Below are 13566 nucleotides of genomic sequence, written 5' to 3' on the forward strand. Positions count from 1 at the left end.
GCGGCGCCGGGGATCGACGAGAGCAGGGTGCGGCGGAGCGAGTTGCCGAGCGTGTGACCGAAGCCGGGCTCGAGCGGACCGATCGCGAAACGCTGCTGGTTGTTGGCCTCCTCGCCGAGGGTTTCGACGGTGGGGCGCTGCATGACGAGCATCTGCTGCCAGGTCCTTTCTGGGGTGTTCGACAGGTGACGGGGTCGGTGGCGGGCGCAACCCGCGGCCGGGGGTTACTTCGAGTACAGCTCGACGATGAGCGACTCGCGGACGGGCACGTCGATGTGCTCGCGCTGGGGCAGGTCCCGGACGGTGACCTGCTTGCCGCCCTCGCCGACCTCGAGCCAGCCGACCACGGTGCGGTCGAGGACGTCGAGATTGTGCTGGATGACGATCATGTTGGCGGCCTTGTCGCTCAGCGACACGACGTCGCCCTTGCGGACGCGGTACGACGGGATGTCGACGCGCCGGCCGTTGACCTTGATGAGGCCGTGGTTGACGAACTGGCGGGCCTGCGGCCGGGTCGACGCCCAACCGGCGCGGTACGCCACGTTGTCGAGACGGGTCTCGAGCAGGCGGAGCAGGTTCTCGCCCGTGGGGCCCTGCAGCCGGATGGCCTCGTTGTAGGTCTTCTTGAACTGCTTCTCGAGCACGCCGTAGATGTACTTCGCCTTCTGCTTCTCTTGCAGTTGGGCGAGGTACTCGCTGCCGGCGTTGCGGCGGCGTGTGCGGCCGTGCGCACCCGGCGGGAAGGGACGGCGGTCGAGGGCGCGGCGGCCCTTCTCGTTCTCGAAGATGTTGGTGGACAGGCGGCGCGAGAGGCGCACCTTGGGACCGGTGTAGCGAGCCATGACTTCCTCAGTTCCCCCGGCGGCGCTTGGGCGGACGGCAGCCGTTGTGCGGCACGGGCGTGACGTCCTTGATGGAGACGACCTCGATGCCGGTGTTCTGGATGGAGCGGACGGCGGTGTCGCGACCCGAGCCCGGGCCCTTGACCTGTACCTCGACGCGGCGGAGCCCGTGCTCCATCGCGGCGTTGGCAGCGCGCTCGGCCGCCTGCTGCGCCGCGTAGGGGGTGCTCTTGCGGCTCCCCTTGAAGCCGACCGCGCCGGACGACGCCCACGAGATGACGTTGCCCTGGGGGTCGGTGATGGTGACGATCGTGTTGTTGAACGAGCTCTTGATGTGCACGACGCCCGTCGAGACGTTCTTGCGGTCGCGCTTGCGTGGGCGGCGGCCGCCCGGCTTGGCCTTGGCCATTACTTCCTCACAGCCTTCTTCTTGTTGGCAACGGTGCGCTTCGGGCCCTTGCGGGTACGAGCGTTGGTGTGGGTGCGCTGGCCGCGGACCGGCAGCCCCTTGCGGTGACGGACGCCCTGCAGGCAACCGATCTCGATCTTGCGCTTGATGTCGTTCTGGACGTCGCGACGGAGGTCACCTTCGATGGTGAGGTTGTCGTCGACGTAGTGACGGATCTTGTTGACCTCGTCCTCGGTCAGCGCCGAGACCTTGGTGTCACGGTCGAGCTCGAGATCGTCGGCGATGCGCTGCGCGGTGTGCAGGCCGATGCCGAAGATGTAGGTGAGCGAGACCTCGAGCCGCTTCTCGCGGGGGATGTCGACGCCGGCGATACGTGCCATTGGTTGCTCTCTTCCTCAGCCCTGCCGCTGCTTGTGGCGGGGGTTCTCACAGATGACTTGGACGCGCCCGTGCCGACGGATCACACGGCACTTCTCGCACATCGGCTTGACGCTCGGTCGGACCTTCACTGCTCTCTCACTTGTATCGATACGTGATGCGACCTCGTGTGAGGTCGTACGGGGTGAGCTCCACCTGCACCTTGTCGCCGGGGAGAATGCGGATGTAGTGCATCCGCATCTTGCCCGAGATGTGGGCCAGCACGTTGTGGCCGTTCTCCAGCTCGACACGGAACATGGCATTCGGGAGCGACTCGACGATCGTTCCTTCGAGGACGATCGCGTCTTCTTTGGGCTTCGGCAGAGGTTTCTCCTCGGTTCGAGCGGGCATTTGCCCAGCTCAGCGGACTTCTCGGGTCGGTCTGCGCTCAGACCGGCACTCAATGCTACCGGCGTGTCCCGGGTTCCCCACAGCCCGGATCCGCCAGATTCCGGCTCGGATGTGGTATTCGCCGGAACGTCGTCGGGGCCGTCCGGCGAGGCCGACCCGCAGGTGTGGTCCGTCGGCGGATGGGATGGAGCGAGGTGTGTCAGCGGCGCGCTTCGACCGAGTCGGTCAGCCGCTTGAAGACGTGGTCGGGGTGCCCGACGCCGTTGACGACGGTCAGGGCGCCGCGGCTGCTGAAGTAGTCGATCAGCGGCGAGGTCTGGGTCTCGTAGAGGTCGAGGCGGCGGTTCACCGAGTCGGGCGTGTCGTCGGCCCGCTGCTGGACGTCGCCGCCACAGACGTCGCAGATCCACGGCGACGGCTCCTGGCCGGCCGCGGTGTAGTTGGTGCCGCAGTCGCGGCAGACCCGGCGCGACGAGAGCCGTTCGAGCACGATCTCGCGGGGCACGTCGAGGTCGATGACGACGTGGATCGGCTGCTGGGCGGTGATGCGGTCGAGCGCAGTCGCCTGCTTGACCGTGCGTGGGAACCCGTCGAGGATGAACCCCCTGGTGGTGGCATCGGCCTTCTCGAGCCGCTCGGCGACGAGGCCGATCATGATCTCGTCGCCGACCAGGCCGCCGGCGTCCATGACCTCCTTGGCGGCGAGGCCGAGCTCGCTCCCCTCGCGGGCGGCCGCACGCAGCATGTCCCCCGTGGAGATGTGCGGGACGACGTAATGGCGCGACAGACGGACGCACTGCGTCCCCTTACCGGCGCCCTGGCGGCCGAGGATGATGATCCGCGCGCCGGGGATCACCGGGCGACCCTTACTTCAGGAACCCTTCGTAGTTGCGCAACATCAGCTGGCTGTCGATCTGACGCATCAGCTCGAGCGCCACACCCACCGAGATCAGGACGCTCGTGCCGGCGAAGGCGAACGAGTTCACGTCGGCAGCCCACAGGATCAGGTACGGCGTGATGGCGATCAGCGCGATGAACACGGCGCCCGGCAGCGTGATGCGGTTGACGGCCTTCGCGAGGTAGTTCTCGGTCTGGATGCCGGGGCGGACGCCGGGGATGAAGCCGCCCTGGCGCCGGATCTGGTCGGCCTGGCGCACCGGATCGAAGGCGATCGAGTTGTAGAAGTAGGCGAAGGCGACGATCAGCAGGGCGAAGATCGTGACGTACACGAAGTTCTGGCTGTTGAGGATGTACTGGTCGACGTATCGCTGGATGTCGGCCCGCCAGCCGGTGCTCGAGCCGCCGAGGAAGCTGGCGAGAATGGCCGGGAGCAGCAGGATCGAGCTGGCGAAGATGATCGGGATGACACCCGACTGGTTGACCTTGAGCGGGATGTAGGTGTTCTGGCCGCCCATCATGCGGCGGCCGACGACGCGCTTCGCGAACTGCACGGGGATTCTTCGCTGGCCGAGCTCGACGAACACGACGGCGACGATGATGCCGATCGTGACCACCACCATCACCACGAACCAGAACCACTTGTTGACCTGGAGGATCGAGTAGAAGCCGCCGGGGAGCGACGCCACGACCGACGCGAAGATGATCATCGACATGCCGTTGCCGATGCCGCGCTGGCTGATGAGCTCGCCCATCCACATCAGCACCGCCGTGCCGGCCACCAGCGTCGGGATGATGAGGTAGCCGCGCGGCCAGATGCCGTCGGGCAGGAGCGGCACCGAGGGCGCCTGGACGGCGCTGAAGAACGCGCCGCCACCGCCGGTGCCGAACAAGAACACGAGCACGGTCGCCTGCAGGGTGGCCAGCGCGATCGTCACGTAGCGCGTGTACTGGGTGATCTTGCGCTGACCGACCGCGCCTTGCTGCTGCAGCTCTTCGAGCTTCGGGATCACGACGCCGAGGACCTGCATGATGATGCTGGCCGTGATGTACGGCATGATGCCGAGCGCGAACACCGAGAACGACTCGAACGCGCCGCCCGAGAAGAGGTTGAACAGACCGAGCGCACCGTCCTGGGCGCCTTCGCGGAGCTGGTCGATGGCGAGCGGATCGACGCCGGGCACGCGGATCGCCGCGCCGATGCGGTACATCGCAACGATCATGAAGGTGAACAGGATCTTGTTGCGGAGATCCGTGACCTTGAAGATGTTCTTGATGTTGCTGATCGCCGACATGGTTCCTCGAAGCGCTGGGGGACCCGAGCAGGCTACCGGAGCCAACCCAGGTCCAACCAGGCAGCTCCAGCCGGATCAGGATGTGCACGTGCCAACCCGGCGGCCAGTGGGGGTGGTGTGAAGGGGGCGGCTGATCGACTCTCCACCATCGACCGATCCGGCCGGGCGCGGTGGGGGTGGTGTGGAGGGGGCGAGTAGTCGGCCCCCTCCACCATCGACCGATCCGACTCCGTCGGTCGGTCGATCACAGTTGGGCGCGCCGAAGGCGCTCAGGCCACTTCCGGCGAACGGAGCGAGCGAACCGAGCGGGTGAGCCCGACTCAGCGATTCGTGAACTGGTTGCCCTTGGCGGGCGGGCGGCCGGCCTTGCCCTCGGCCTTGAACGGCAGCTCGATGAGCGTGACCGTGCCGCCGGCGGCGGTGATCGCCGCCTCGGCAGCCTTCGACACGGCGTGCGCGTGCACGTCGATCTTCCGGCTCAGCTCACCGCGGGCGAGGATCTTCACGAACGCGTCCTTGCGGACGATGCCGTGCGCGTGCAGCACCTCGGGCGTGACCGTCGCCTCGCTCATCACGTCGAGCGTGTCGAGGTTGACCGCCGAGTACTCGACGCGGAACGGGTTGGTGAACCCCTTCAGCTTCGGCACCCGCATCTTGAGCGGCGTCTGGCCGCCCTCGAAGCCGGCGGCGACCGTGTTGCGGGCGCGGGTGCCCTTCGTGCCACGGCCGGCGGTCTTCCCCCGACGGCCGCCGGTGCCGCGGCCGACACGCCGTGACGCCTTCTTCGAACCGGGTGCGGGTGCGAGATCGTCGACACGCATGATCAGTCAGCTCCTTCGGTGACTTCGACGAGGTGCGGCACGCGCTGGATCATGCCGCGGATCTCGGGGCGGTCGGGCAACGTGTTCGTCTGGCCGATCCGGCCGAGCCCGAGCGCGCGCAGGGTGCCACGGGCCTTCGGCTTGGCGCCGATCCCCGACTTCACCTGCGTGACGGTGATGGTCTTGTCACTCATTCGTCGCTCCCGATGCACCGGCCGCGAGTTGCTTCTCGCGCTCGTTGTACGCGTTGAGCAGGCCCTTCGGTACGAAGCTGTCGGCGGGGATGCCGCGCCGCTTGGCGACCTCGTCGGGGCGCTGCAACGACTTCAGCCCGGCGATCGTCGCGCGGGCGACGTTGATGTGGTTGGCGGAGCCGAGCGACTTGCACAGGATGTCGTGCACGCCGGCCTCCTCGAGGATGATGCGGGCCGCACCGCCGGCGATGACGCCGGTACCGGTGGCCGCCGGCTTCATCAGCACGCGGCCACCACCGGTCTCGCCGATCACGGGGTGGATGATCGTCGAGCCAGCGAGCGGCACCGAGAACAGGTTGCGCTTGGCCTCCTCGGTGCCCTTCTGGATCGCCAGCGGCACCTCCTTGGCCTTGCCGTAGCCGAGCCCGACCCTGCCGTTGCCGTCGCCCACGACGACGAGCGCGGTGAAGCTGAAGCGACGACCGCCCTTCACCACCTTGGCGACGCGGTTGATCGTGATGACCCGCGACTCGCGCAGCCCACCCTCGTTCTCGTTCGAGCTGTTGGTATTCGGCTGATATGCCATCAGAACTCCAGACCTGCGTTGCGGGCGGCGTCGGCGAGCGCGGCGACGCGCCCGTGGTAGGCGAATCCGCCCCGGTCGAACACGACCTTGGTGATGCCGGCGGCCTTCGCCCGCTCGCCGACGAGCTCGCCGACCCGGGTCGCGGCGGCGACGGTGCCGCCGCTGCCGACGGCACGCTGATCGGCCTCGACGCTGGACGCGGCGGCGAGGGTGACGCCGGCGTCGTCGTCGATCACCTGGACCGAGATGTGCTTGTTGGACCGGTGCACGGCCAGGCGCGGCCGCGCCGCGGTGCCGTGGACCTTCTTGCGGACCCGCCGGTGCCGGCGGATGCGACCGTGGCGACGGGCCTTGGCGATGTCACTCATGAGTTGCTCCGTACCTACTTCTTGCCGGCCTTGCCGACGTGTTGATCTGCCGGCATGGCCGCGCCCGAATGCTCGACCATCGCCATCACTTCTTGCCGGCCTTGCCGGCCTTGCGCACGATGCGCTCACCGGCGTAGCGGACGCCCTTGCCCTTGTAGGGCTCGGGCTTGCGGATGCTGCGGATGTTGGCGGCCACCTGGCCGACGACCTCTTTGTCGATGCCCGAGACGATCACCTGGGTCGGCTGCGGCACCTCGAACGTGATGCCCTCGGGGGCCGCGACCTGGACAGGGTGGCTGAACCCGAGGTTGAGGCGAAGGCCGTTCGGGCCCTGCGCCTCGGCGCGGTAGCCGACGCCGACGATCTCGAGCTCCTTCTTGAAGCCGTCGGTGACGCCGACGACCATGTTGTTGACGAGGCTCCGGGTCAGCCCGTGCAGCGCGCGGTTCTGACGCTCGTCGTTGGGGCGGGCGAAGCGCAGCGAGCCGTCGTCCTGGGTGATCTCGATGTCGCCCGGGATCGGGCGGCTGAGGGTTCCCTTCGGGCCCTTGACGGTCACGGTGCCGTCGGCGACGGTGACCTCGACGCCGGCGGGGACGGTGACCGGTGCGTTACCGATACGAGACATGTCGATTCGATCTCCTCGGGTTCACCAGACGTAGCAGAGGACTTCGCCGCCCATGTTGCGCTGTCGCGCCTCGCGGTCGGTCATCAGCCCCTGGCTGGTGGACAGGACGGCCACACCGAGACCGCCGAGCACTCGCGGCACGGCGCTGGCCTTGCGGTAGACCCGCAGACCCGGTGTGGAGATGCGACGAAGACCCGAGATCGTGCGATCACGATCGTCGGAGTACTTCATCGTGATGGTGAGCACGTCGCCGGGGCCCTTGGCCGACGGTGCGACCTCGAAGCCGCCGATGTAGCCCTCGGACTCGAGGACCTTGGCGAGCGCGACCTTCTGCTTGGACGACGGCATGCGAACCGTGTCGTGCATCGCCGTGTTCGCGTTGCGAAGACGGGTCAGCATGTCGGCGATGGGATCAGTCATCATGATGGGGCCTCCTCACCAGCTCGACTTCGTCAGACCGGGGATCTCACCGGCATGGGCCAGCTCGCGCAGGCACACCCGGCAGAGTCCGAACTTCCGGAGAACCGAACGAGGACGTCCGCAGCGGCGGCAGCGGGTGTAGGCGCGAACCTTGTACTTCGGCGTGCCGTTCGCCTTGTTGATCAGTGCTTTCTTGGCCATCTGAGTCTCTCTGCGTCTCTACTCGGTCACTTCTTCCCGCGGTACGGGCCGCGGTTGCGCTTCTTCCGGGGGGCGTTCTCGGCGTCGGCACCCTTCTTGAAGGGGAACCCGAAGGCGTCGAGCAGCGCTTGGCCGCCCTCGTTGGTCTGCGCCGTGGTCACGATGCTGATGTCCATGCCCCGCTGGAAGTCGACCTTGTCGACGTTGATCTCGGGGAACACGGTCTGGTCGTTGAGGCCGAACGTGTAGTTGCCTCGGCCGTCCCACGAGTGGGCGGGCAGGCCGCGGAAGTCACGGATACGAGGGATCGCCACCGACAGCAGCCGGTCGAAGAACTCCCACATCCGGTCGCCGCGCAGCGTCACCTTGGTACCGATCGCCTGCCCCTCACGGAGCTTGAACCCGGCGATCGAGTGCTGGGCGCGGGTGATGATCGGCTTCTGGCCCGAGATCAGCGTGAGCTCGTCGACCGCCTTCTCGAGGAGCGACGGCTGCTGCGTCGCACGACCGACGCCCATGTTGATGACGATCTTGTCGAGCTTCGGGATCTGCATCTCGTTCTCGATGCCGAGCTCTTGCGCGAGCTGCGCTTTGATCGTGTTGTTGTACCGCGCCTTGAGCCGCGGCTGGGTCACTGTCGTCGTCATGATCAGACCTCGTCCCCACTCGGACGTGCGATCCGCACCTTCTCGCCCTTGGAGTTCACGGCGTAGCCGAGGCGGACGGTCTCGCCCTTGTGCACGTACATGACGTTCGACGCGTCGATCGGCATGTCCTTGTCGATGATGCCGGCCTGCTCGTTGGCACGAACCGCCCGCTGGTGCTTCGCCGCGGTGTTGACACCGGTGACGAGCACCTTGTTCTCCTTGGGCATGACGCGTTCGACGACGCCTTCCTTGCCCTTCTCCTTGCCCGTGATGACACGGACCGGATCACCCTTGCGGAGCTTCACTCAGATCACCTCCGGGGCGAGTGAGACGATGCGCATGAACTTGCGGTCGCGCAGCTCACGGCCCACGGGGCCGAAGATGCGAGTGCCGCGGGGCGTGAGGTCGTCCTTGATCAACACGGCCGCGTTCTCGTCGAAGCGGATGTAGCTGCCGTCGGGGCGACGCTTCTCCTTCTTGACGCGAACGACGACGCACTTGACGACATCGCCCTTCTTGACGCCGGCGCCGGGAATGGCGTCCTTGACGGTGGCGACGAAGATGTCGCCGATCGAGGCGTAGCGGCGGCGCGTGCCGCCGAGCACCTTGATGCAGAGCACCTCGCGGGCGCCGCTGTTGTCGGCGACGCGAAGGCGTGACTCCTGCTGAATCATGCTCGTACCTCGCATGACTCATGAATCACCGTGATCATGATTCGCTCACTACGTTCGATCATGGACCTACCGTGCCCTCTCGATGATCTCGACGAGCCGCCAGCGCTTGTTCTTGCTCAGCGGGCGGGTCTCCATGACGCGCACCTTGTCGCCCAGGCCGGCCTCGTTCGACTCGTCGTGGGTGTAGAGCTTGGTCGTGCGCAAGACGAACTTGTTGTACTTGGCGTGACGGACGCGGTCGGTCACGGTGACGACGATCGTCTTGTCCATGCTCGCCGAGGTGACGGTGCCCTCGCGGACCTTGCGTCGGTTGCGGGCAGCACTCTCGACCTCGGCCGCAGCGTCGGTGGCAGGGGTCTCGGTCGTCTCGGCGACGGTGGTTTCGGTTTCGCTCATCATTGACTCAGTTCTCTGCCTCGGCCGCGGCGATCTCGCGCTCGCGGATGAGGGTGTTGATCCGTGCGATCTGACGCCGCACCTTCTTGATCTCGGCGGTGTTCTCGAGCTGACCGGTGGCGTTGCGGAAGCGCAGGTTGAGCGCCTCGTGCTTCGTCGCGCGGAGCTCCTCGACGAGCTCGGTCAGGTCCTTGTCGGCGAGGGTGTTCTTGCGCGCCATGTCAGATCTCCTCCTCGGGGCTGCGCCCCGAACCCATCGACCCTCGGCTCGCTGGCGCTCGCACGATCGTCACTGCGATGCTGCGCATCTCAGATCCCTTCCTCGCGCGTGATGACGCGCGCCTTGATCGGGAGCTTCTGGATGGCCTTGTTCATGGCCTCCCTCGCGAGCGCCTCGTCGGGGTACGACAGCTCGAACAGCACTCGCCCGGGGCGCACGACGGCGACCCAGAACTCGGGGTTGCCCTTGCCGGAACCCATGCGGGTCTCGGCCGGCTTCTTGGTGACCGGCTTGTCGGGGAAGATGTTGATCCACACCTTGCCGCCGCGGCGGATCGACCGGGTCATGGCGATACGGGCGGCCTCGATCTGGCGGGCGGTCAGCCAGCCGGGCTCGAGTGCCTGGATGCCGTACTCGCCGAAGTTCAGATCGGTGCCACCCTTGGCAACGCCGCGGGTCCGGCCACGATGGTGCTTGCGGTGGGCGACCTTACGGGGCATCAACATGATGAAGCTCCTCAGTCGTCCGCACGGAAGTGCGGCGTCTCGTGACCCTCGCGGGTCTGGCGGGCGATGGTCTCTTCCTCGTCGAGCAGCTTCTCGAGCTCGGGATCCGCGTCCTTGATGAGGGGCTGCGTCTCGGGCTCGGGCACCTGATCGCGGCGGCGGGCGGCCGACGACACGACCTTGCGCGGGCCGTCGTCGGCGGTTTGGCCGGACGTCTCGCCGACGGCCATGGCGGCCTCACGAGCGATCTTGTCCTCGTTGGCGGCCTTGTACGGCAGGATGTCGCCCTTGTAGAGCCACACCTTGACGCCGACGCGGCCGTTGGAGGTCTTCGCCTCACGGAAGCCGTAGTCGATGTCGGCCCGCAGCGTGTGCAACGGCACGCGGCCTTCGCGGTACCACTCGGTGCGGCTCATCTCGGCGCCGCCGAGGCGACCCGAGCACTGGACCCGGATCCCGAGTGCGCCGGCGCGCTGTGCGTTCTGCACGGCACGCTTCATCGCACGGCGGAAGGCGATGCGGTTGGCGAGCTGGTCGGCGACACCCTGTGCGATCAGCGCAGCGTCGAGCTCGGGGGTCTTGATCTCGACGATGTTGAGCTGGATCTTCGGGTTCCCGGTGATCTTGGTGATCATCGCCCGCAGCTCGTCGGCCTGCGCGCCGCGACGGCCGATGACGATGCCCGGCCGGGCGGTGTGCACGTCGACGCGCAGCTTGTCGCGGGTGCGCTCGATCTCGATGCGGCTGATCGCCGCCGACTCGAGGCGTTCCATGATGGCCTGGCGGATCTGCCAGTCCTCGGTGAGGTACTGCTTGTACTCGCGCTCGGAGAACCAGCGGCTCTTCCAGTCGGTGCTGACACCGAGCCGGAAACCGTAGGGATTGATCTTCTGACCCATGTTCAGTCCTCGTCCTTCGTGCTGCCGGGCTTGCTGAAGCCGGCGGCCTCGGCGCTCTCCTCGGTGTCGAACCACACCTCGGCTTTGGTGACCTTGTAGTACCGGCTGTCGGGCGTGTGGTAGAGCATCGAGTCGACGTTGCCCTTGATCGGGTGCGTCTCGGGCCCGTTGCCGTCATCGTCGGGCACGACGCTGCCGGCCCATTCGCCGGCGGCGAACTCGCCGGCCGGCGACTCGTCAGCCTCGGCGTCGGCGTCGGGCTCGGTGGTCTCTGGCTCGGCGGTCTCGGCCTCGGGCTCGTCGGCGACGTCCTCCGTCGCCTCCTCGCCGGCGTCCTCGATGGCCGCGTCAGTGGTCGCCTCGTCGGCCGACTCGTCGGCCTCGTCGGTGATCTCCTCGTCGACGTCGGCGCCCTCGGCTTCGGCCCTGGCGGCCTCGGCACGCTGGCGGCTGCGCTCGACGCGGGCACGGCGGCTGGCCGACGCGCTGGCGCTGACACCCTCGGCGCGGGCCCGCATGATCTCGAGACGCTCCTCGCTCATGCGGGCGACGACGACGGTGATGTGGCAGGTGCGCTTGCGGATCCGGGTCGCCCGGCCCCGGGCACGCGGCCGGAACCGGCGCAGCGTCGGGCCCTCGTCGGCGAAGCACGCAAGCACGAACAGCTCGTCGGCGTCGCCGATGTAGGCGGCGTTGTCGAGGTCGGTCGCGTTGGCGACCGCGCTGGCCAGGACCTTGCGGATGTCACGGGCGATGCCGCGTTCGGTGAACTGCAGCACCTCGTCGGCACGACGGACGTCGAGCCCGCGGATCAGGTCGAGCACGACCCGCGCCTTGTACGCCGACGAGCGGACGTACTTGGCGGTCGCCTTCGTGCCGTGGCGCTCGCCCCGGGTCATCGTGGCGACGGTGGCGCCCTCGTTCAGCTTGGGACCACGCATCAGCGTCGCGCCCCCTTCTCCTGCCCGGCGTGGAACTTGAACGTCCGGGTCGGGCTGAACTCACCGAGCTTGTGACCGACCATCGATTCGGTGATGTACACCGGCACGTGCTTGCGGCCGTCGTGGACGGCGATCGTGTGGCCGACCATGTCGGGGATGATGGTCGAGCGGCGCGACCAGGTCTTGATGACCTTGCGCTCGCCGGCCTCGTTCTGCGCGTCGACCTTCTTGAGCAGGTGCTCGTCGACGAACGGGCCCTTCTTGAGACTGCGTGTCATGGCTTCTCTGCGCTTCCTTCCGGCCTCAGCGACGCCCGCGACCGGAGCGGCGACGGCGGACGATCATCTTCTGGCTGGCCTTCTTCTTCGAACGGGTTCGGCTCTCGGGCTTGCCCCACGGCGACACGGCGGGACGACCGCCGGACGAACGACCCTCGCCACCACCGAGGGGGTGGTCGACCGGGTTCATGGCGACACCGCGGGTCTGCGGCTTGACGCCCTTCCAACGGTTGCGGCCTGCCTTGCCGATCTTGACGAGCTCGTGCTCGCTGTTGCCGACCTCGCCGACCGTGGCACGGCAGTCGATCGGGACGCGGCGCATCTCGGTCGACGGCATGCGCAGCGTGGCGTAGTCGCCCTCCTTGGCGACGAGCTGCACGGCGATGCCGGCCGACCGGCCGATCTTGCCGCCCTGGCCGGGACGGAGCTCGACGTTGTGCACGGTGGTGCCGACCGGGATGTAGCGCAACGCCATCGCGTTGCCCGGCTTGATGTCGGCACCGTGGCCGCTCTCGACCACGTCGCCGACGCCGAGGCCCTTCGGCGCCAGGATGTACGCCTTCTCGCCGTCGTTGTAGTGCAGCAGCGCGATGCGGCAGGTGCGGTTCGGGTCGTACTCGATGCCCGCGACCTTGGCGGGCACGCCGTCCTTGACGCGCTTGAAGTCGATCACGCGGTAGCGCTGCTTGTGACCGCCACCGCGGTGGCGTGACGTCTTGCGGCCGTAGGTGTTGCGGCCGCCGGTCTTGGTCTTCTGTGCCAGCAGCGACTTCTCGGGCGTCGACTTGGTGACCTCGGAGAAGTCGGACGACGTCTGGAAGCGCCGGGCCGGGCTGGTGGGTTTACGGGAACGAATCGCCATGGCTGATCAGTCCTTCAGTTCTCGAACAGCGGGATCTCACCCGCTGCCAGCGTGACGATGGCGCGCTTGGTGTTCGGCTTCGAGCCGCGGCGGTTCGTGCCCCGGACCCGCGTCGACTTGCCCTTGCGATTGAGCGTGTTGACCTTCAACACGTCGACGCCCCAGATCGCCTCGACTGCGTCGCGGATCTCGGGCTTGCTGGCGCTCGGGTGCACCTTGAAGACGTAGACGCCGGTCTCCATCAGGTCGTAGCTCTTCTCGGAGACGACGGGCGCCAAGATGATGTCGCGGGGATCCTTCATGACTCGTCACCTTCCTGCTCGTCGGCGGCGTCGGTGTCGGTGCGCTGCGATGCGGGCTTCTGGAAGCCGGCGGCCTCGGCGCTCTCCTCGGTGTCGAACCACACCTCGGCCCTCGTGCGGTCGTAGAACGAGCTGCCCGGCACGTGGTACAGCATCGACTCCGCATTGCCCTTGATCGGGTGGGTGTCGGGGCCGTTGCCGTCGGCGTCGGCCTGGACCGCGCCCTCGAACTCGGCCGGCTCGAAGTCGCCGACGGCGTCGGACGGCTCGGGAGCAGCAGCGGCCTCGGGAGCAGCAGCGGCCTCGGGAGCAGCAGCGGCCTCGGGAGCGGCAGCGGCCTCGGGAGCAGCAGCGGCCTCGGGAGCAGCAGCGGCCTCGGGAGCAGCAGCGGCCTCGGGAGCAGCAGCGGCCT

The 13566-nt window shown here is 67.7% G+C and carries 23 protein-coding genes and 4 pseudogenes; all 27 read right to left on the minus strand.

Features of this window, described 5'->3' with window-relative positions; all coding sequences use genetic code 11:
- A pseudogene (locus QNJ12_RS19655) lies at positions 1-152 on the minus strand (DNA-directed RNA polymerase subunit alpha); the annotation flags it as partial.
- A gap of 72 nt (positions 153-224) precedes the next feature.
- Positions 225-842 (minus strand): 30S ribosomal protein S4, encoded by a 618-nt coding sequence (rpsD, locus tag QNJ12_RS19660; RefSeq protein WP_300625261.1) that lies wholly within the window; start codon positions 840-842, stop codon positions 225-227.
- Between the two features lie 7 nt (positions 843-849).
- Entirely contained in the window at positions 850-1251 is a 402-nt protein-coding gene (gene rpsK, locus QNJ12_RS19665) for a 30S ribosomal protein S11 (RefSeq protein ID WP_300625263.1), read from the minus strand.
- On the minus strand, positions 1251-1631 hold the full coding sequence (gene rpsM / locus QNJ12_RS19670; protein WP_300625265.1) for a 30S ribosomal protein S13: 381 nt from the start codon (positions 1629-1631) through the stop codon (positions 1251-1253). Before rpsM ends, rpsK begins: the two co-directional genes overlap by 1 nt.
- A 15-nt stretch (positions 1632-1646) precedes the next feature.
- Positions 1647-1760: a 50S ribosomal protein L36 gene (rpmJ, locus tag QNJ12_RS19675; RefSeq protein WP_300625267.1), complete on the minus strand. Its 114-nt coding sequence runs from the start codon at positions 1758-1760 to the stop codon at positions 1647-1649.
- 7 nt (positions 1761-1767) lie between these two features.
- Positions 1768-2019: a translation initiation factor IF-1 gene (infA, locus tag QNJ12_RS19680; protein WP_300625269.1), complete on the minus strand. Its 252-nt coding sequence runs from the start codon at positions 2017-2019 to the stop codon at positions 1768-1770.
- A gap of 199 nt (positions 2020-2218) precedes the next feature.
- Positions 2219-2875, minus strand: a complete 657-nt coding sequence (locus QNJ12_RS19685) for an adenylate kinase (protein ID WP_300625271.1) — start codon at positions 2873-2875, stop codon at positions 2219-2221.
- A gap of 10 nt (positions 2876-2885) precedes the next feature.
- Positions 2886-4211 (minus strand): preprotein translocase subunit SecY, encoded by a 1326-nt coding sequence (gene secY / locus QNJ12_RS19690; protein WP_300625273.1) that lies wholly within the window; start codon positions 4209-4211, stop codon positions 2886-2888.
- 320 nt (positions 4212-4531) lie between these two features.
- On the minus strand, positions 4532-5032 hold the full coding sequence (gene rplO, locus QNJ12_RS19695; RefSeq protein WP_300625275.1) for a 50S ribosomal protein L15: 501 nt from the start codon (positions 5030-5032) through the stop codon (positions 4532-4534).
- A 2-nt stretch (positions 5033-5034) separates the two neighbouring features.
- Entirely contained in the window at positions 5035-5226 is a 192-nt protein-coding gene (rpmD, locus tag QNJ12_RS19700; protein WP_300625277.1) for a 50S ribosomal protein L30, read from the minus strand.
- Complete coding sequence (rpsE, locus tag QNJ12_RS19705; protein WP_300625279.1) at positions 5219-5812, minus strand: 30S ribosomal protein S5; 594 nt, start codon at positions 5810-5812, stop codon at positions 5219-5221. Before rpsE ends, rpmD begins: the two co-directional genes overlap by 8 nt.
- On the minus strand, positions 5812-6180 hold the full coding sequence (rplR, locus tag QNJ12_RS19710) for a 50S ribosomal protein L18 (protein WP_300625281.1): 369 nt from the start codon (positions 6178-6180) through the stop codon (positions 5812-5814). Before rplR ends, rpsE begins: the two co-directional genes overlap by 1 nt.
- A gap of 85 nt (positions 6181-6265) precedes the next feature.
- On the minus strand, positions 6266-6808 hold the full coding sequence (gene rplF, locus QNJ12_RS19715) for a 50S ribosomal protein L6 (RefSeq protein ID WP_300625283.1): 543 nt from the start codon (positions 6806-6808) through the stop codon (positions 6266-6268).
- Positions 6809-6829: 21 nt separating this feature from the next.
- Positions 6830-7234: a 30S ribosomal protein S8 gene (gene rpsH / locus QNJ12_RS19720; RefSeq protein ID WP_300625306.1), complete on the minus strand. Its 405-nt coding sequence runs from the start codon at positions 7232-7234 to the stop codon at positions 6830-6832.
- Positions 7235-7243: 9 nt separating this feature from the next.
- A complete protein-coding gene (locus tag QNJ12_RS19725; protein WP_300625285.1) occupies positions 7244-7429 on the minus strand; it encodes a type Z 30S ribosomal protein S14 in 186 nt (61 codons plus the stop codon).
- A gap of 26 nt (positions 7430-7455) precedes the next feature.
- Positions 7456-8076, minus strand: coding sequence for a 50S ribosomal protein L5 (rplE, locus tag QNJ12_RS19730; protein ID WP_300625288.1), 621 nt, complete (start codon positions 8074-8076; stop codon positions 7456-7458).
- Between the two features lie 2 nt (positions 8077-8078).
- Complete coding sequence (gene rplX, locus QNJ12_RS19735) at positions 8079-8381, minus strand: 50S ribosomal protein L24 (protein WP_300625290.1); 303 nt, start codon at positions 8379-8381, stop codon at positions 8079-8081.
- A complete protein-coding gene (gene rplN / locus QNJ12_RS19740) occupies positions 8382-8750 on the minus strand; it encodes a 50S ribosomal protein L14 (protein WP_300625292.1) in 369 nt (122 codons plus the stop codon).
- A gap of 66 nt (positions 8751-8816) precedes the next feature.
- Complete coding sequence (gene rpsQ, locus QNJ12_RS19745) at positions 8817-9146, minus strand: 30S ribosomal protein S17 (protein WP_300625294.1); 330 nt, start codon at positions 9144-9146, stop codon at positions 8817-8819.
- Between the two features lie 7 nt (positions 9147-9153).
- Complete coding sequence (gene rpmC, locus QNJ12_RS19750; protein ID WP_300625296.1) at positions 9154-9366, minus strand: 50S ribosomal protein L29; 213 nt, start codon at positions 9364-9366, stop codon at positions 9154-9156.
- 89 nt (positions 9367-9455) lie between these two features.
- A complete protein-coding gene (gene rplP, locus QNJ12_RS19755; protein WP_300625298.1) occupies positions 9456-9872 on the minus strand; it encodes a 50S ribosomal protein L16 in 417 nt (138 codons plus the stop codon).
- 189 nt (positions 9873-10061) lie between these two features.
- Positions 10062-10771, minus strand: a pseudogene (gene rpsC, locus QNJ12_RS19760) (30S ribosomal protein S3); the annotation flags it as partial.
- A 548-nt stretch (positions 10772-11319) separates the two neighbouring features.
- Positions 11320-11670: pseudogene (gene rplV / locus QNJ12_RS19765) on the minus strand (50S ribosomal protein L22); the annotation flags it as partial.
- Positions 11671-11711: 41 nt separating this feature from the next.
- The gene (gene rpsS, locus QNJ12_RS19770; protein WP_300625300.1) at positions 11712-11990 is read right to left on the minus strand and encodes a 30S ribosomal protein S19; all 279 of its coding nucleotides are present in this window, start codon (positions 11988-11990) and stop codon (positions 11712-11714) included.
- A 25-nt stretch (positions 11991-12015) separates the two neighbouring features.
- On the minus strand, positions 12016-12852 hold the full coding sequence (rplB, locus tag QNJ12_RS19775; RefSeq protein WP_300625302.1) for a 50S ribosomal protein L2: 837 nt from the start codon (positions 12850-12852) through the stop codon (positions 12016-12018).
- A gap of 14 nt (positions 12853-12866) precedes the next feature.
- Positions 12867-13154 (minus strand): 50S ribosomal protein L23, encoded by a 288-nt coding sequence (gene rplW, locus QNJ12_RS19780; protein WP_300625304.1) that lies wholly within the window; start codon positions 13152-13154, stop codon positions 12867-12869.
- A pseudogene (locus tag QNJ12_RS19785) lies at positions 13151-13566 on the minus strand (50S ribosomal protein L17); the annotation flags it as partial. The gene rplW and the pseudogene QNJ12_RS19785, both read right to left, overlap by 4 nt.

Origin of the sequence: Ilumatobacter sp. (assembly GCF_030065885.1) — a bacterium.
Lineage (GTDB): Bacteria > Actinomycetota > Acidimicrobiia > Acidimicrobiales > Ilumatobacteraceae > Ilumatobacter.